Origin of the sequence: Streptococcus mitis, assembly GCF_023110375.1 — a bacterium.
In the GTDB taxonomy this organism is placed as follows: Bacteria; Bacillota; Bacilli; order Lactobacillales; family Streptococcaceae; genus Streptococcus; species Streptococcus mitis_CI.
This window is the reverse complement of record NZ_JALDVV010000006.1, coordinates 1-16,617: the sequence shown is the minus strand read 5'-3', so window position 1 is coordinate 16,617 and position 16,617 is coordinate 1. Positions and strand designations below refer to the sequence as shown.

Annotated in this window: 13 protein-coding genes and 17 tRNA genes; 3 read left to right on the top strand and 27 right to left on the bottom strand. The window is 40.0% G+C overall.

Annotation, left to right across the window (positions count from 1 at the left end; genetic code table 11):
• Positions 1–194 precede the first annotated feature (194 nt).
• On the bottom strand, positions 195–1,085 hold the full coding sequence (locus M1G12_RS05440; protein ID WP_049516412.1) for a cation diffusion facilitator family transporter: 891 nt from the start codon (positions 1,083–1,085) through the stop codon (positions 195–197).
• Between the two features lie 132 nt (positions 1,086–1,217).
• On the opposite strand from M1G12_RS05440, the gene M1G12_RS05435 reads away from it, so the two are divergent.
• Positions 1,218–1,754 (top strand): TetR/AcrR family transcriptional regulator, encoded by a 537-nt coding sequence (locus tag M1G12_RS05435; protein WP_000207362.1) that lies wholly within the window; start codon positions 1,218–1,220, stop codon positions 1,752–1,754.
• A gap of 137 nt (positions 1,755–1,891) precedes the next feature.
• Here M1G12_RS05435 and M1G12_RS05430 read toward each other — a convergent pair whose 3' ends face one another.
• From M1G12_RS05430 to M1G12_RS05390, 9 genes are all read right to left on the bottom strand, one after another.
• Positions 1,892–3,412 (bottom strand): ABC transporter permease/substrate-binding protein, encoded by a 1,521-nt coding sequence (locus M1G12_RS05430; protein ID WP_049501573.1) that lies wholly within the window; start codon positions 3,410–3,412, stop codon positions 1,892–1,894.
• The gene (locus M1G12_RS05425) at positions 3,405–4,133 is read right to left on the bottom strand and encodes an ATP-binding cassette domain-containing protein (protein ID WP_049501572.1); all 729 of its coding nucleotides are present in this window, start codon (positions 4,131–4,133) and stop codon (positions 3,405–3,407) included. Before M1G12_RS05425 ends, M1G12_RS05430 begins: the two co-directional genes overlap by 8 nt.
• Before the next feature lie 72 nt (positions 4,134–4,205).
• Positions 4,206–4,649 (bottom strand): MarR family winged helix-turn-helix transcriptional regulator, encoded by a 444-nt coding sequence (locus M1G12_RS05420; RefSeq protein WP_000872571.1) that lies wholly within the window; start codon positions 4,647–4,649, stop codon positions 4,206–4,208.
• A gap of 144 nt (positions 4,650–4,793) precedes the next feature.
• The gene (locus M1G12_RS05415; RefSeq protein WP_008289123.1) at positions 4,794–5,987 is read right to left on the bottom strand and encodes an O-antigen ligase family protein; all 1,194 of its coding nucleotides are present in this window, start codon (positions 5,985–5,987) and stop codon (positions 4,794–4,796) included.
• A gap of 132 nt (positions 5,988–6,119) precedes the next feature.
• A complete protein-coding gene (gene gtfA / locus M1G12_RS05410) occupies positions 6,120–7,562 on the bottom strand; it encodes a sucrose phosphorylase (protein ID WP_247949520.1) in 1,443 nt (480 codons plus the stop codon).
• A gap of 196 nt (positions 7,563–7,758) precedes the next feature.
• Entirely contained in the window at positions 7,759–8,592 is an 834-nt protein-coding gene (locus M1G12_RS05405) for a carbohydrate ABC transporter permease (RefSeq protein ID WP_000711260.1), read from the bottom strand.
• A 16-nt stretch (positions 8,593–8,608) separates the two neighbouring features.
• A complete protein-coding gene (locus tag M1G12_RS05400) occupies positions 8,609–9,481 on the bottom strand; it encodes a carbohydrate ABC transporter permease (RefSeq protein ID WP_001007695.1) in 873 nt (290 codons plus the stop codon).
• Positions 9,482–9,499: 18 nt separating this feature from the next.
• Positions 9,500–10,750, bottom strand: coding sequence for an extracellular solute-binding protein (locus M1G12_RS05395; protein WP_000872428.1), 1,251 nt, complete (start codon positions 10,748–10,750; stop codon positions 9,500–9,502).
• 31 nt (positions 10,751–10,781) lie between these two features.
• A complete protein-coding gene (locus tag M1G12_RS05390; protein WP_247949519.1) occupies positions 10,782–12,947 on the bottom strand; it encodes an alpha-galactosidase in 2,166 nt (721 codons plus the stop codon).
• A gap of 107 nt (positions 12,948–13,054) precedes the next feature.
• Here M1G12_RS05390 and M1G12_RS05385 point away from each other — a divergent pair, with 107 nt between their 5' ends.
• Both M1G12_RS05385 and birA read left to right on the top strand, forming a co-directional pair.
• The gene (locus tag M1G12_RS05385) at positions 13,055–13,915 is read left to right on the top strand and encodes an AraC family transcriptional regulator (protein ID WP_247949518.1); all 861 of its coding nucleotides are present in this window, start codon (positions 13,055–13,057) and stop codon (positions 13,913–13,915) included.
• Positions 13,912–14,847 (top strand): bifunctional biotin--[acetyl-CoA-carboxylase] ligase/biotin operon repressor BirA, encoded by a 936-nt coding sequence (gene birA / locus M1G12_RS05380; protein WP_247949517.1) that lies wholly within the window; start codon positions 13,912–13,914, stop codon positions 14,845–14,847. The genes M1G12_RS05385 and birA overlap by 4 nt, the downstream gene beginning before the upstream one ends.
• 186 nt (positions 14,848–15,033) lie before the next feature.
• On the opposite strand, the gene M1G12_RS05375 is transcribed toward birA, so the two are convergent.
• From M1G12_RS05375 to M1G12_RS05295, 17 genes are all read right to left on the bottom strand, one after another.
• Positions 15,034–15,121, bottom strand: a tRNA-Ser gene (locus tag M1G12_RS05375).
• A gap of 6 nt (positions 15,122–15,127) precedes the next feature.
• Positions 15,128–15,201, bottom strand: a tRNA-Ile gene (locus tag M1G12_RS05370).
• 34 nt (positions 15,202–15,235) lie between these two features.
• A tRNA-Gly gene (locus M1G12_RS05365) sits at positions 15,236–15,306 on the bottom strand.
• A gap of 20 nt (positions 15,307–15,326) precedes the next feature.
• Positions 15,327–15,399: transfer RNA gene (locus tag M1G12_RS05360), tRNA-Phe, on the bottom strand.
• A 3-nt stretch (positions 15,400–15,402) separates the two neighbouring features.
• Positions 15,403–15,476 (bottom strand) — tRNA-Met (locus tag M1G12_RS05355).
• A 10-nt stretch (positions 15,477–15,486) separates the two neighbouring features.
• Positions 15,487–15,576: transfer RNA gene (locus M1G12_RS05350), tRNA-Ser, on the bottom strand.
• Positions 15,577–15,588: 12 nt separating this feature from the next.
• A tRNA-Ile gene (locus tag M1G12_RS05345) sits at positions 15,589–15,662 on the bottom strand.
• Positions 15,663–15,675: 13 nt separating this feature from the next.
• Positions 15,676–15,749 (bottom strand) — tRNA-Met (locus M1G12_RS05340).
• Between the two features lie 5 nt (positions 15,750–15,754).
• A tRNA-Pro gene (locus M1G12_RS05335) sits at positions 15,755–15,828 on the bottom strand.
• Between the two features lie 15 nt (positions 15,829–15,843).
• Positions 15,844–15,917 (bottom strand) — tRNA-Arg (locus M1G12_RS05330).
• A gap of 11 nt (positions 15,918–15,928) precedes the next feature.
• Positions 15,929–16,014, bottom strand: a tRNA-Leu gene (locus M1G12_RS05325).
• A gap of 7 nt (positions 16,015–16,021) precedes the next feature.
• A tRNA-Gly gene (locus tag M1G12_RS05320) sits at positions 16,022–16,093 on the bottom strand.
• A 22-nt stretch (positions 16,094–16,115) separates the two neighbouring features.
• Positions 16,116–16,188, bottom strand: a tRNA-Thr gene (locus tag M1G12_RS05315).
• Between the two features lie 18 nt (positions 16,189–16,206).
• Positions 16,207–16,288, bottom strand: a tRNA-Leu gene (locus M1G12_RS05310).
• Between the two features lie 5 nt (positions 16,289–16,293).
• Positions 16,294–16,366 (bottom strand) — tRNA-Lys (locus tag M1G12_RS05305).
• Positions 16,367–16,389: 23 nt separating this feature from the next.
• Positions 16,390–16,462 (bottom strand) — tRNA-Asp (locus M1G12_RS05300).
• A gap of 2 nt (positions 16,463–16,464) precedes the next feature.
• Positions 16,465–16,537, bottom strand: a tRNA-Val gene (locus M1G12_RS05295).
• Positions 16,538–16,617 lie beyond the last annotated feature (80 nt).

The window sequence follows — 16,617 nt, the reverse complement described above, 5'->3', positions numbered from 1 at the left end:
ACCTTTTCATCAATCAAAGAAAGAGGTTGGGGAAAGCGTCTTTCAAATATGATACCAAAGAAACTGGAAAAAAAGTCTTTAAAAGCAAAAAGCGCATAGTATCAGACATTGAAAACCCTTGATACTATACGTTTTTTTGTATGAAGATTTACTTCATTTTCTCTTGAAATTGAGTTTTGTCTCAGCCGCTTTTTCTAGTGTTGATGCCCATGGGATTGCCCTAAGGCTGTTACCTTTCGCTTATGTTGCGCATGATTGCTTTGACTGGTGTCCACTTCGATAGTAATATTCTGCACACCTCTTTCTTCTAAGAGCTGACGTACTTGATTCTTTGTTTCCGTCATCTCCTCCCAATCCTCTAAACAGATATGGATAATAGCATTATTTTCTAGACCATCCATGGACCAAATGCTAAGTTGATTGACACTTTTGACATTGGTCAGAGCCTCCAAATCCTTCTCCAAATCACCTGTCTCTAGTCCTTCTGGCACAGCATCCAGGAAAATCTTGAGTGCGCTCCAAAATCGAGGAATAGCTTTTGTTAGAATGAAGATGGAAATGACAAGCGATAAGAGCGGATCAAGGATATACCAATCTGTAAATCGGAGGATAATCGCCATTAGAATGACAGCCAACCAACCTAGAGTATCTTCCAAAAAGTGCAGGCTCAGAATTGACTCGTTCTTTGTCTTTCCCTTACGAACTACTAGACTAGCTAGCACATTGATACTGACTGCAATGATTCCTAGCCAGAGGACGCCTTCGTCATTAACGGGCTGTGGATTCAAAAGTTTAGTTATATTTTCCAAGATCACTAGAATGGATCCTGTGATAAGAATCACAGCAGTCACTAGGGCCCCTAAAAGACTAAATCGCTTGTAACCCAAGGTGTACTTCCTATCTTCTTCTCGATTTGAGATTGTTTCCAAAAAGGCCGATATGCCAATGGCTATAGCATCTCCCAAGTCATGAACAGAATCAGCGAGAACGGCACTCGAACCAAATATTCCTCCTGCGATAAACTCAACAATAGCATAGCTTAAATTTAAGAAAAAAGCTACCCAAACAGTATATTTTGTCTTCATCTTTCTCATTCCTTTGTTATAATAGATTTATGAATACATTGTTCATTATCATTATCCACTAAAACTCAAAGAAAGGATAGAAGCAAAACGTCAGCTTTATTCATTTCTGAACAATTTGCCTCAAGTGTCCATATGACTACCATTGACCGCCGTATCAGCAAAACAAAAAAAGCCATCTATCAAGCTTTTCTACAACTTTTAAACGATAAGGGTTACGAAGCCACTACAGTTCAGGATATCATTGATCTCGCAGATGTGGGACGATCCACCTTTTACTGTCACTATGAGAGTAAGGAACTACTTCTGGACGCGCTTTGCCGCCACCTCTTCCATCATCTCTTTGAAAGAGAGCAACCCATTTCAACTGAGGACTACCTCGCCCACCTCTTTCTCCATTTTCAGAAAAACCAAGACCATATCACCAGTTTACTATTCTCCAAGAATGACTACTTCCTCCGTCAACTCCGGAGAGAGCTGGAGCACCACGTCTATCCCATGCTAACTGATGAGTTTAAAGAAGCACACCCAAGTCTGCCTGCTTCTTACCTCCAACACTTAGTCGTGTCCAACTTTATCGAGACATTGACCTGGTGGCTCAAAAAAGGACAAGACTTTACAGACCAAGAAGTTGTGCAGTTTTATCTAGACCTTCTCATTCCTAAAAATTGAATACAGATTAAAGCTCGGTTGCCTTATTTCTAGGCTACTGAGTTTTTTATCTTTTCAATAATCAAAAAAGCCCAGACAACATTGTCTGAGCAGTTTTCTATATGGTCGTTTAACAAAGTTGAGTTTAGCTTTTCAAGCTATTTCTTCAACAAACCTTGTTCTTGTAGAAACTCCTTGGCTACTTGTTCTGCTGACTTGCCTTCAACACCGACTTGGTAGTTGAGCTGGCTCATCTGGCTTTCAGTAATTTTACCAGCCAATTTATTGAGAACTGTCTCCAACTCAGGATGTTTCTTGAGAAGAGCTTCTTTCATCAGTGGAGCCCCTTGATAAGGTGGGAAGAGTTGCTTGTCATCTTCCAAGACCTGTAAATCATAACGCGCCAATTCTGCATCTGTCGAATATGCATCTGTGATTTGAATATCGCCTGACTGAATTGCCTGGTAGCGAAGGGCTGGCTCCATGGTCGCTACATTGAGATTGAGACCATACATTGATTGCAAGCCCTTATTGCCATCTTCACGGTCATTAAATTCGAGTGTAAAACCTGCCTTCAGCTGCCCTTCCACTTTTTTCAAGTCCGAAATGGTCTTCAAGCCATATTCTTGAGCAATCTTTTTCGGAACAGCTACAGCGTAGGTATTTTGATAAGACATGGGTTTGAGATAGGCAAGATGATCCTGTTTGGCAATGCCATCACGCGCCACTTGATAAACCTGATCTGGCTCATGCCCCACTTTAGGTGCTGGTTGAAGCAAACTTTCAGTCACCGTACCCGTAAATTCAGGATAGATGTCAATATCCCCTTTTTTCAGAGCTTCATAGAGGAAGCTTGTTTTCCCAAAATTCGGTTTAACAGTCGCAGTCATACTGGTATTTTCTTCAATGAGGAGTTTATACATATTGGCCAAAATTTCTGGTTCCGGTCCCAATTTCCCAGCAATCACCAAGTTTTCTTTCTCTTTTTGAGCTAATAGAGCTGGACTATAAGACAGACCGAGCAATAAGGTCACCAAGGCAAAACCAGAGAAAATCGTCCGCAATTTTGCTTTTTCCATCACTTTTAGTAGGAAGTTAAAGGCAATGGCAAGCACTGCTGAAGAAAGGGCCCCAATCAAAATCAGACTGGTATTATTACGGTCAATCCCCAAAAGGATAAAGGAACCCAGTCCGCCTGCCCCAATCAAGGCTGCCAAGGTTGCCGTACCGATAATCAAGACCGCTGCCGTCCGAATCCCAGACATCATAACAGGCATGGCAAGTGGAATTTCGAATTTCTTGAGACGCTCCCATCTGGTCATCCCAAAGGCAATCCCAGCCTCCTGCAGACTCGGATCAATTCCCTTCAGCCCAGTGATGGTATTTTGTAAAATCGGGAAAATCGCATAAATCACTAGAGCTGTCAAGGCCGGTAAGGTTCCAATTCCCATCAAGGGGATGAAGAGCCCCAACAAGGCAAGAGACGGGATGGTCTGGAAAATCCCTGCAATCTGCAAGACCCAGTCCGCCATCTTTTCATGATAACGAAGAAATACCGCTAAGGGGACTGCAATAAAAATAGCTAGTAACAAGGTCAAAAGTGACAACTGCAAATGTTGAGATAGAGCTGTTACCCAATCACCAAAACGATCCTGAAAAGTGGATATCAAATTAGCCATGAACACTACCTCCAAACAAGTCTGCTACAAAGTCTGTTGCAGGCGCTTTTAAAATCGTCTCGGGATTCGCCACCTGACAAATCTCTCCATCCTGCAAAACAGCAATACGATCACCTAATTTCAAAGCTTCATCCGTATCATGGGTCACAAAAATCGTTGTCATCCCAAACTCTTTATGCAATTCTTTCGTCAGAACCTGCAACTGTTTTCTCGAAATAGCATCCAAAGCCGAAAAGGGTTCATCCATGAGGAGAATCTTAGGCTGACCAATCATAGCACGGACAATGCCGACCCGTTGCTGTTCTCCACCAGATAATTCACTCGGAAGTCGATGCCCATACTCAGCTACTGGTAAACCAACCTTAGCCAAAAGCTCTTCTGTTTTCGTCGCTATTTCTTCCTTACTCCACCCCTTCATCTCAGGAATGAGAGCAATATTTTCTGCAACCGTTAAATTGGGAAACAGAGCAATGGCCTGTAAAACATAACCAGTAGAAAGACGAAGTTCCCGCTCGTCATAGTCTTTGATGCGCTTGCCATCCATATAAATATTTCCATCAGTTGGTTCCAAAAGACGGTTAATCATCTTGATCATGGTTGTCTTACCAGATCCAGATGGACCAACTAAAACCATGAACTCCCCATTCTCAATCCGTAAATTGACATCTCTCAAAACATCTTTTTCTGTGTAGCGTAGCGCTACATTTTTGTATTCAATCATTCTTTGTCCTCAATTTAAAATTTTCCTCGGTTTGTCAAGTTACCAAACTTTTAATAACTAATTTACCCCATTCTAAACCTCATTTTCCTGCTCTTTCAGATTAGCCAAAATTCTTTCTTGAAAACCTTCAAACTGACGAATTTCTTCCTCTGAAAATCCTTTGTAACAGATAGTATCCAATCTCTGACTGACACGTTGCCCAACTTCTTTCTGGGACTTGCCCAACTCTGTTAAAACTAAATACTTCTTACGCTTATCTTCTCCACACGGACTGACAGTTATAAGATTTTGCTCCTCTAACTTTTTTATCATAGTCGTCAACGTATTATTAGCAAGCCCAGTCGCAAGCGCAATATCTGTCGCAGTTGCACAGCCCGTCTTACTATTCCATAAAACCGCTAAAATCTTTCCCTGCTCACTCCGATAAAGAGAGTCAGGGTCTTGTCTCAGTAACTTTTGAAAAAGCCGCCCATTCAACAAACGAATATGATGGGCTACCAAATGACAATATTTCATGAAACCTCCAATTTATTTCTATATCGATACGAATAAAAAACATTATAATACTTATTATTCCAATTGTCAACTATTTCGATTTAGAACTAATTTTTCTCAGTAAAAAATCTCCTACTCAAGGTAGAAGATTTCAATCTTATAAACTTAATCCGTCATGTCTGATACCAAGGTTCGACGCTCCAATGGAATACTGCACATAACTAACAAGAAAATGAAACCTGACTGAATCCAGAAAAGGGCCAAGTCAAAGATTCCATGCACAGCAACCACTGTAAGGAAAGATAGATAAAGACCGATAATTGGACGTTTCCCCGACTCCTGACTCATATCCATCATCAAACGAACAGGAGCAACAGAAGACAAAGCTAATAAAATGGTTCCCACAATTCCGTAACTCAGAATCGTATCAATATAAAGGCTGTGAGCATGTTCATGATAAGGAGCATTTATCCGAGGATAAGAGTGCATATAGGTCAATGGCCCCTCCCCCCAAAAAGGATTTTGCTTAAACAAGGCCATCCCAGCATCCCAGATAGAAATGCGTTCTTCCATAGAGGAATCTAAAGTCCCCATCCGAACTCCCAAATCACTAGAAAAAAGGAAACTCAAGCCAATCGCAAAGACCCCGATACTAAGCCAAAAGGCCTTCCAGTTTTTAATGGTTGTAAAGAGATAAATGATGGCTCCAGCGATAATAGCAGGAAAGGCAGTTCGATTTTGAGTAAAGTTCAATCCAAAGAGATTAACAAAGCCTGCAATCACACAGAATACCTTCAACCAATTCAACTTGGTCGTTGTAAAGAGATAGAAGGCAATCATGATACAGAAACAACAAATAATTCCATAGTAATTAGGATTAAAAAAGGTCACTTCTGCCCGATTCTGATGCCATACCTGCATATTGGGCGAAAGAAAGGCATAGTTAAATTTCTTTACAATTTGGAAATGCTCCAAAGTAGCAAAAGCCGCAGAGAGCACACTACCAAACAAGATTGTCTGCAGTATCAGTCGAAAGAAAGCATGTGTCAGACGTTTCTGGTAGAAGCTAAAGAAAATGAGGAAGAGAAACATCAGTAAAGATGCAACCAATCCAAGCCAGTTCTTGGCGACGATAGAGATGATACTACTGTAGGCAATAAAAAAGAGAAGTACAGGATGTTTGGCCAATCCTTTGATAATTCCCTTCATTTCCCCAGTAACAAGTAAACCTATCAAATATAAAGCAAAGAGGGCTAAGAACAAATAAAAAGGTAAAAAGATACTTATGATCATCAAATACAAAAAGAAATCTTTTTTCGAAAGCCCTCTTATCTTATCCAGTAATCCAATTGATTTCAAAACGGATCCTTTCTGTTCTGAATTTCTCCAGAAGATAAATGCTAAACTATCTTTATATTCTACCATTTTTTCCGTCATTTGGGAACAATGAACACGTTTTCGCCACAAAAAAAATCTTTCATTAATATGGCACTAGAACTGAATGTTTCTACCGTTTTCCACTACTTGATAGGTCTGACTTTGCAAATCAATTTCTGCTACTGCTGTTACGGACTTGTCTTTATTTTGACGTTTGATTACAATGCTGTGAGCTGTTGGTGTTTCAATGTCAATAGTCCCTTCTAGGTCAAAGGCCTCTGACCGATTACGGAAAGAAAATAGATTGAGAAGGGACTTCACCACAGGACGTTGAACTTCTTCTGCTATTTCCTCATTGCTATAGTAATGACGATTAATATTTCGACCTTCTTTGGTTTCTTCTAATAATTTCAAGTCATTTTTTCCTGCTAATAGACCCACATAGTAAACCTGAGGAATGCCTGGCGCAAAAGCTTGAATCAAACGAGCGAGGAAGTACTTGACATCATCATCTCCAAGTGCAGAATAGTAGGTTGAATTGATTTGGTAGATATCTAGATTGTTATACTCTGCACTAGAGTACTTACGTTTGACATTCGCTCCAACCTTATAGAGCTCATTTGAAGCATAGTCAATTTCCTCATCGGTCAGGATATCCTTGACATCTACCACTCCAATCCCATCATGGGTATCTAGTGTCGTAAATTGCTTCATCGGGCTCATCTTTAACCACTTAGCTAAGCGCTCTATTCTGGAACTGTAAAGAGTATAAAGGGTCACCATTGGAAGGGCAAAATCGTAAACATAGTAATCATGATCCGCTATTTTAAACTGAATCGAATAGTGTTCATGAATCTCAGGTAAGAGCTCTGCACCGTATTCAGCTCCTATATCCCGGACCTTATCCAATAAGTCCCAAATATCTGGTTCCACAAAGAAATCATTGGTATCCAATTTCTTCACCGCATAAGCAAAAGCATCTAGGCGAATCAAATCACACCCGTTACTTGCTAGATGTTGAATCGTCTTACGGATGAAGCTCATCGTTACTTCTTTGGTCACATCAAGATCAATCTGCTCCTCACCAAAGGTATTCCACAAATGTTCTACTGAACCGTCTGCAAAAACGATCTCTTGCTTTGGTGCACGATCCTTACGCTTGTAAATTAAATCTACATCAGCTTGTGTCGGACGGTTTTCCGGCCAAAACTTGTCCCAGTTTAAAAAGAGATCTTTAAATTCACTAGCTTCATGTTTTTCTTGATAGTCCTTATAATATTTAGATTGACGAGAAATATGGTTAATCATAAAGTCAAACATAGGATAATATTTCTCACCTAAACGCTTAACATCCTCCCAATCACCAAACGCTGGATCCACTTCATCATAGTCCACTGGTGCAAATCCGCGATCACCTGTTGACGGGAAAAATGGTAGAAGGTGAACTCCCCCAATAGCATCGCCAAAATGTTCTTCCAAATTCTCATACAAGTCTTTAAGGTTATTTCCAAGACTATCTGAGTAAGTAATCAACATAGTTTTATTTTGAATGGACATAGATGTTCTCCTTTTTCTAATGAAAGCCAAGTCTTATATGACCTGGCTTCGTAAATGAAAGATATTTTTAGATTTTTGTTCAGTACTAATATAGACTGCAATCAACTAAATACGACTTTCTTGTTTTCTACATAGAAATGCCAACAAGCTGAACCGTTCCTCTATGTATGGAATTATAGATTCCATAAGCACTTTCTTACTTCACTGCCCCGTTACTCATTCCTGAAATGATATGTTTTTGGAAGATGAGGTAGACAATTGTTATCGTTACAATTCCCACAATATAAGATGCAAAACTTGGGCCATAGTCATTGAAGTACTGACCTTGGTAGTTGTATTGGAAGAGAGGCAAAGTCCACATCTTGGAATCCTTATTCAGAATCAAGAGTGGCAACATAAAGTCATTCCAGAACCAGAGAGCATTGATAATCAAAGTTGTCGCATGCATGGGCTTCAACATTGGAAAAATGATTCGACGATAAATTGTAAAACGATCAGCTCCATCAATTTCCGCAGCTTCATCCAAACTATCTGGTACACTGATTTTTATATAACCAACATACAAGAAGAGAGTCTGTGGAATAGCATAAGTTAGGTAGAGTATTACTAGCCCCCACATATTTGCTAGACCGAGTTTACTCATCATAACTGTGATGGGAATCATAATCACCTGAAATGGAACAAATATCCCTAAGATCAGGAGCGAATACATAATTGCAAAGGCTTTTTTCTTGGACATATTTCGAGCAATGGAATAAGCTGCAGCTGGTATAAAGAAAGCTACTACAATCAATGATAACACCGTAATAACTGCTGAATTCCAGAAATAGCCTCCAATTCCATCCGAAATCAATCGTTCATAATTACTCAACGTAAAAGGATTGGGCAAACTAAAGAAATGATTCATGATATCCTTAGTTGTTTTGAAAGAACTAAATACCGTTACCAACAAAGGAACAAGTATAAAAATACCACCGACTATCAAGAGGACATATTTCCAAAACTGATTCAATTTTTCTTCTTTTTTCATGTGTAGGACTCCTCTATTAGATTTCAAATTTCTTTGATAGCTTGATTTGGATCAGAGAAACAATTCCAATAATTAAGAATAAAATCAAGGCAATTGCATTCGCATATCCATATTGATTACTCTTGAAAGCATAGTTGTAGACTAAAAGTCCAAGAGACGTTGTAGCATTATTTGGACCACCACTCGTCAACGCAAAAATTTGGTCAAAGGCTGTCAAACCAGACTTAAGAGCCAAGATAAAAACCATTGAGATCGTTGGCAGTAAATAGGGCAATTCAATCTTCCAAAAAGTTTGTTTACTGGTTGCACCATCAATTGATGCTGCCTCTAAAATATCAGTTGGAATACTCTGAAGACCAGCAAGAAAGAGAATGATTGGCATAGCTACTCCTTGCCATAGAAGAACAAAAATAGTTGCTACTACCGCTCCGACAGGTGTCCCTAATAGACTCTCTTGTAAAAAACTAATTCCTAAAATTTTTCCAATCGTTGGAAGCCCATAGTTGAAGAATTGTTTAAAAATCAAGGAAACTGTCAAACCAGATAAAACAGCCGGGAAAAAGAACCAAGCTCTAAAGAAGGTCCGCCCCTTCATCTTAGAATTTAAGGCTCGTGCCACAACCATCCCAATCGTAATCTCTCCAATAATCAATGCCAGAGTTAAAATCAAAGTAAAGGATATGGCTGTGAAGAATTTCCCATCAATCATCAGTAATTTGTAGTTATTTAAACCAACAAATTTATAATTATAGGTCAATCCAGTCCAGTTAGTCAAACTATAGAAAGCACCTTGTACCATTGGAAAGTAAAAGAAGATAGCTTGTAAAGCAAGCGGGATGAGCAAAAATGTCCAACCCCAGTATTTATTTAAAAATTTTCGAATAGCCATATCATCTTAACTCCTATTCTAGTCCAAATCTGCCTTCATTGGATTAAAGAAAGCATTGAGATTGTTTGCCATATTTTTCAGATTTTTATCCATCAGGTAACCTGCACTTAGATTAAAAAAGTCTTCTTCAGAGTTCCAGCGTTGGCCCAACCAAACATAATGTTTGTCCGTAAAAGCCAGTTTAGAAATAGCTGCAAGCGCTGAATCTTCTTTTTCCTGTATACCTTTCACCGCAACTGGTGATCCATCTATATCATAGTATGACTGCATAGCTTTTGGACTAGTCATATAGCTGATAAATTCTTCGGTTTCCTTAGGGTGTTTGGTAGTAGCTGAAGTTGATAATGCCATATCCCCTGCACCAACAGTGACTTCTTTTCCTACTTCTTCTCCAGGAAAGGCAAACATCCCCACCTCAAATTTTGGATCCTGTTGATTAATTGCGGCTAATGCCCATGATCCTTGTGGCATCATCAAGGCTTTTTCACTCGAAAATGCTACCACCGCATCATTATAAGAGGCACCACGCCAACCATCTTGAGCATTATCTGCTAATAAATCGAGTCGTTCTGCATCTGCTTTTAAAATAGCATCATCTGCAGAGATTGCGTTTGGTTTTGAAAAGCGAAGGTAGTTATTAGCCGCGTCTCCACTACCTGTAAGAGTAATGAGAGAAAGTTGGTGGTAACCATTTAGTGTCCAGCCTTCATTGCCTGCAACTGCAAACGGAGAATGCCCACTATCTTTTATCTTTTTAACAATCTCTTGAAACTCTTTAAAAGTCTTCGGTTCCTCAAGTCCTAATTCTTTAAACTTTGTTTTATTGTAATAAATTCCATAAAGGTTAGCCGTTAAAGGCACACTATAAACCTTGTTATTGATTGCATACTTTTCGGCATAGTCATTCTTGATGTTCTCAAGATAGGATTTTCCTGTCATATCTGCAAAATAACCTGCTTTTGCCCACTCCTGAAAATCCATATTTTGAGGATAGATATTAATAATATCTGGAACATCTCCTGATAAAATCCGAGTCTTCAGAACAATTCCAGCTGCGGGTACTGTAGTCAGCTTCACATCAATATTAGGGTGTTCCTTTTCAAAATCATCCACTATCCTTTGCAAGGTATCTGCCATCTCGGTCTTCTGGTTAAAAAACTCAATCGTTACCTTACCATCAGCTGGTTGATTGCTCTGACCACAAGCCACTAGACCTAGTAAACTTACCCCAGCTACTAAAAGAAAACCTGCTTTCTTATACCATTTCATTGGAATGCCTCCTTAATAAATTTATACGCTTTTAGTATAGTCTTTTGAATTTATACTGTCTACTCAAAAAATCTCCTGGCGATAAGGTAACAGTTAAACCTGCATACATGAGCTCTGCACCCGAGTAAACAATGTTTGTCCCTTCCAGCTCATAAAGCCCTTCCACCTCTAAGTCTTTCAGTTTCAAGGTGGTTTCCATTGTTTCCACAACTGATAGGACTCGGACGTAGGTTACAATCGTTTGATTTCCATAGTTAAATTGTACAGCTACTTCATTGGATGCAGCATCGGGATTAATTAACCTATACTGATTTCCCAACTGGACTACTGGTCGCAATTCTTTATACAAGTTCACCTGATTAGCGATCTCAGCTTTCTCCTCATCTGATAAACTTGTCAAATCAAGCTCATAACCCAGATTTCCCATCATGGCTACATGGCCACGTGTTTCTAACGGTGTCTTTCGTCCCATCTGGTGATTCGGTACTGCTGACACATGAGCCCCCATAGAAATGGTTGGATAGAGATAGGATGAACCGTATTGAATTGGTAAACGTGCAATGGCATCTGTATTATCACTAGCCCAGACTTGTGGGAAATAGCGCATCATACCAAGATCATTTCGTCCACCACCACCAGAGCAGGACTCAAAGAGAATATGGCTGTGCTTCTCTGTCAGATAAGAAACGAGTTCATAAAGTCCCAGCATGTACTGATGAGATTGCATCTGTGTCTCTAGATAAGTTAAGCCATTTCCTAGGTTAGTGATATTGCGGTTCATGTCCCATTTGATGTAGTCAATCTCATGATAAGATAGGAGTTCATCTAAGACATTTTTCAAGTATTCTACTACCTGAGGATTGGCAAGATTAAGTACTAATTGATTTCTAGAATAGGTATGCTCATAGCCAGGAACCTGAATGGCCCAGTCAGGATGTTTGCGATACAAATCGCTATCAACAGAAATCATCTCAGGTTCTAACCAAAGGCCAAACTGCAAACCTCTGTCATGGATAGCTGAAATCAAACTTTCTAGGCTTCCACCCAGTTTTTCCTCATTAACAACCCAATCACCTAAAGCACGATTATCATCAAAGCGATTTCCAAACCACCCATCATCTAATACAAAAAGTTCTATTCCAACTTTCTTAGCTTCATCAGCTAATTCTAACAGTTTTTCTCTCTGAAAGTCAAAGTAAGTAGCTTCCCAGTTATTGATAAGAATTGGGCGTTCTTTTTTAGAAAATTTACTTGGCATAATGTGCTTAAGTACAAAATTCTGACTTTCATGACTGATACCGGTTAATCCCTTATCTGAATAGGTCACTAAAGCTACCGGTGTTTCAAAGTTTTCCTCAGGATCTAACTTCCAAGAAAAGTTTTCTGGATTAATGCCAATAGCCACCCGAACTTCATTCAGTTGATTTTTTTGGACAAAAGCTTCGAAGTTTCCACTGTACAGTAGTTGCAAAGCAAACACATTCCCAGCATCCTCTGTGGCTCCTTGATCACATAGTAGAAGAGCTGGTGTTTGAGCATGCCCAGAAGCTCCACGGTTCGAACTAATCGAAAAGATTCCTTGTTCTACCTGTTGACGTCGAACAGTCTTTTCACGAGCATAAGCTCCCTGTAAAGTCACTATTTCGTAAGCTGCAGCAGGAAAATCAGCCATGAGAGAAAAGTCCTTATGAATGACAACTTCCTGATTGCTATTATTCTCCAATTTGCTGTAACTAGCAATTGTCGCATCATTATCAAAAGCAGTATAATACAAAGTCAGACTAAGTTGAGCCTTAGAATCTTCTAAAATCAAGGCAAGAGTCTCTGTATCATCCATGCTGTGTGGAGAAGGTAAACCCTGTGGACCATTCTGACCTTTTAAAATCTTTGCTTCTACAAATCGAAAGTCTGTTACTTCAGTTGCATCATGCTGAATCTGTAAAGTTGGTTTTCTATAGTCACCCAGACCATGTTGTCCAAAAATTTGACGTTGCGTATCTAAACTAAAGGTTCGATTAGTAGCTGTTGGATTTCCTGAAAAGGCATGGTCTCGTTCATAAACACTATTGGAACCTTTATAGTTCTTAATAGTCTTTCCTAAATGTTTCAAAAGTAAGTAACCATTTCGATTTTCAATAATCAAACTTAGATTTTTACTCTCAACATAAAATAGATTATTCTCTATCCTAACTCCCATTTACTTCACCTCATCACTTTATTGACTATATTTTATCATCTGAAATCGCTTTCCGAAATAGAAAAATGTCTCAAGAATATGGTAAAATGTTAGGTAGGAGGTAGCACATGCTAGTTTTTTCAGAATACCAGACTGGAACAATTGACCTTTCCCTAAGCTTTTATGGATATGAGGAATGCACACCAAATTACTCTTTTGGTCCAACAATTCGAGATACATACGTCCTACATTACATTACTAAAGGACAAGGAAAATTTCATTACAAGGGTAAAATTGTTGATTTAAAAGAAGGAGATTTCTTTCTATTAAAACCAGATGAACTAACCTTTTATCAAGCAGATAGTAAAGAACCTTGGGCCTACTACTGGTTAGGAATCACTGGAGGGAAAGCTCCTGATTATTTTGCTCTTTCTCAAATTTCTGACCAATCTTATCTCATCCAATCTGAAACTTGTCATACCCAGACTACTGCAAAACTCATCTCAGACATTGTCCGCTTCGCTCAGATTACCAAATCAAATGAATTAGCTCAACTCCATATCATGGGACAACTCCATGAACTGATGTTTCATCTGGGAACTATTGCTCCCAATCAGAAGAAAAAGAATATTTCATCGACCCACCAACTCTATCTTGAATGCAAACGATTAATTGATAGCCACTATCCTCAATCACTTACAATTCAAGATTTAGCAAAAGAACTATCCGTTCACAGAAGCTACTTATCAAGCGTATTCAAAGAATTTAACACCTTATCTCCAAAAGAATACCTACTATACGTTCGAATGTATCGAGCTAAACAACTCCTCGAAAATACCCAAGAGTCAATCAAGGTAATTGCGTACTCGGTAGGCTTTTCAGATCCACTACATTTTTCGAAAGCTTATAAACAATACTTTAATCAGACTCCAAGTCATACAAGAAAAGAACATTCGAAATACCAACTAGTGAGAAAGGAAACACTATGAAATCATACCAAGCCGTCTACCAAATTCTAGCTAAAGAAACCGATTATATCAGCGGAGAAAAGATTGCAGAAAAACTATCACTGACCCGAACATCAATTTGGAAAGCCATCAAGCGTTTAGAACAAGAAGGCATTGAAATTGATAGTATCAAAAACAAAGGCTATAAACTGGTGAATGGGGATCTTATTCTTCCGGAACTCCTAGAACAAAATCTTCCAATTAAAATCAGTTTTAAATCCGAAACAAGATCAACTCAACTCGATGCAAAAGAAGCAATTGATTTAGGGAATGAAGCAAACACTCTCTATCTAGCTTCCTATCAAACAGCTGGCCGAGGCCGTTTTCAACGTTCTTTCTACTCACCCCAAGGTGGCATTTATATGACACTCCATCTCAAACCAAATCTTCCCTATGAGAAATTACCATCCTATACACTACTTGTAGCAGGAGCTATCTACAAAGCCATTAAGAACCTAACTTTAATAGATGTCGACATAAAATGGGTCAATGATATCTACCTCAAAAATCATAAAATTGGAGGAATCCTTACTGAGGCAATGACCTCTGTAGAAACTGGCTTAGTCACAGATATCATTATTGGAGTAGGAATCAACTTTACTATTAAAGACTTCCCTCAGGAATTAAAAGAAAAAGCTGCTAGTTTATTTAAAACACCAGCACCTATTACCAGAAATGAATTAATCATAGAAATCTGGCGTTCTTTCTTCAAAACGCCAGCAGATGAGTTATTATACCTATATAAAAAACAGTCATTCGTTCTAGGAAAAGAAGTGACTTTCACACTAGATCAAAAAGACCACAAGGGACTTGCTAAAGATATCTCTGAAAGTGGAAAACTTTTAGTTCAATGTGATAACGGAAAAGAAATCTGGCTCAATAGCGGAGAAATTTCACTCAAGAGTTGGAAGTAGTAATAAACAAGCACAACCATAAAATCAACAATATATAAAGATTTTAGCTTTTCTGCAGCCCACTACAGTTGACAAAGAGCGAAAAAAAAACTTCAGATAAGTAATCCAATTAAGTTTTACAAATCTGAAGTTTTTATTCTACTATTCTTAAAAATACAAAAAAAGAGTTATAAACTCTCAATAAAACGGAGAATAAGGGATTCGAACCCTTGCGCCAGTTACCCGACCTAACGATTTAGCAAACCGTCCTCTTCAGCCTCTTGAGTAATTCTCCTATTAATGGGCACGAGTGGACTCGAACCACCGACCTCACGCTTATCAGGCGTGCGCTCTAACCACCTGAGCTACGCGCCCAAGTTAAAAACTTGGTAATTTGAACAAAGTTCAAAGCGGGTGACGAGAATCGAACTCGCGACAACAGCTTGGAAGGCTGTAGTTTTACCACTAAACTACACCCGCATAAATACTATAAATAAAAATGGCGCGAGACGGAATCGAACCGCCGACACATGGAGCTTCAATCCATTGCTCTACCAACTGAGCTACCGAGCCTTATTGCGGGAGCAGGATTTGAACCTACGACCTTCGGGTTATGAGCCCGACGAGCTACCGAGCTGCTCCATCCCGCGTTAATAGAAAAGGAGGATGTGGGATTCGAACCCACGCACGCTTTTACACGCCTGACGGTTTTCAAGACCGTTCCCTTCAGCCGGACTTGGGTAATCCTCCATATTATTCAAATGGACCTTGTAGGACTTGAACCTACGACCACTCGGTTATGAGCCGAGAGCTCTAACCAGCTGAGCTAAAGGTCCAACAAGATCTTTATAGCGGCGAAGGGGATCGAACCCCCGACCTCCCGGGTATGAACCGGACGCTCTAGCCAGCTGAGCTACACCGCCATATATCGGGAAGACAGGATTCGAACCTGCGACACCTTGGTCCCAAACCAAGTACTCTACCAAGCTGAGCTACTTCCCGAGTTAAATAGAAAAATGCACCCTAGAGGAGTCGAACCTCTAACCGCCTGATTCGTAGTCAGGTACTCTATCCAGTTGAGCTAAGGGTGCTCATTAGTTTATGCCGAGGACCGGAATCGAACCGGTACGATCGTTACCAATCGCAGGATTTTAAGTCCTGTGCGTCTGCCAGTTCCGCCACCCCGGCCTCTCTAAGCGAACGACGGGATTCGAACCCGCGACCCCCACCTTGGCAAGGTGGTGTTCTACCACTGAACTACGTTCGCACTGTTTTCTTCTATCTAAAAATGCCGGCTACATGACTTGAACACGCGACCCTCTGATTACAAATCAGATGCTCTACCAACTGAGCTAAGCCGGCTCATTTATTATATCTTAATGCGGGTTAAGGGACTTGAACCCCCACGCCGTTAAGCGCCAGATCCTAAATCTGGTGCGTCTGCCAATTCCGCCAAACCCGCATATATGACCCGTACTGGGCTCGAACCAGTGACCCATTGATTAAAAGTCAATTGCTCTACCAACTGAGCTAACGAGTCTAAAATAACTTACGTTATTCTAACGGTCCCGACGGGAATCGAACCCGCGATCTTCGCCGTGACAGGGCGACGTGATAACCGCTACACTACGGGACCTATGGGAGTTAACGGGATCGAACCGCTGACCCTCTGCTTGTAAGGCAGATGCTCTCCCAGCTGAGCTAAACTCCCTAGAGCTAAGCGACTTCCATATCTCACAGGGGGCAACCCCCAACTACTTCCGGCGTTCTAGGGCTTAACTTCTGTGTTCG

What these genes read in the sequence shown, in the direction of transcription:
- M1G12_RS05440 (WP_049516412.1), bottom strand. Translation starts at nt 1,085, where the DNA reads ATGAAGACAAAATATACTGTTTGGGTAGCTTTTTTCTTAAATTTAAGC.
- M1G12_RS05435 (WP_000207362.1), top strand. Translation starts at nt 1,218, where the DNA reads ATGACTACCATTGACCGCCGTATCAGCAAAACAAAAAAAGCCATCTAT.
- M1G12_RS05430 (WP_049501573.1), bottom strand. Translation starts at nt 3,412, where the DNA reads ATGGCTAATTTGATATCCACTTTTCAGGATCGTTTTGGTGATTGGGTA.
- M1G12_RS05425 (WP_049501572.1), bottom strand. Translation starts at nt 4,133, where the DNA reads ATGATTGAATACAAAAATGTAGCGCTACGCTACACAGAAAAAGATGTT.
- M1G12_RS05420 (WP_000872571.1), bottom strand. Translation starts at nt 4,649, where the DNA reads ATGAAATATTGTCATTTGGTAGCCCATCATATTCGTTTGTTGAATGGG.
- gtfA (WP_247949520.1), bottom strand. Translation starts at nt 7,562, where the DNA reads ATGTCCATTCAAAATAAAACTATGTTGATTACTTACTCAGATAGTCTT.
- M1G12_RS05405 (WP_000711260.1), bottom strand. Translation starts at nt 8,592, where the DNA reads ATGAAAAAAGAAGAAAAATTGAATCAGTTTTGGAAATATGTCCTCTTG.
- M1G12_RS05400 (WP_001007695.1), bottom strand. Translation starts at nt 9,481, where the DNA reads ATGGCTATTCGAAAATTTTTAAATAAATACTGGGGTTGGACATTTTTG.
- M1G12_RS05395 (WP_000872428.1), bottom strand. Translation starts at nt 10,750, where the DNA reads ATGAAATGGTATAAGAAAGCAGGTTTTCTTTTAGTAGCTGGGGTAAGT.
- M1G12_RS05390 (WP_247949519.1), bottom strand. Translation starts at nt 12,947, where the DNA reads ATGGGAGTTAGGATAGAGAATAATCTATTTTATGTTGAGAGTAAAAAT.
- M1G12_RS05385 (WP_247949518.1), top strand. Translation starts at nt 13,055, where the DNA reads ATGCTAGTTTTTTCAGAATACCAGACTGGAACAATTGACCTTTCCCTA.
- birA (WP_247949517.1), top strand. Translation starts at nt 13,912, where the DNA reads ATGAAATCATACCAAGCCGTCTACCAAATTCTAGCTAAAGAAACCGAT.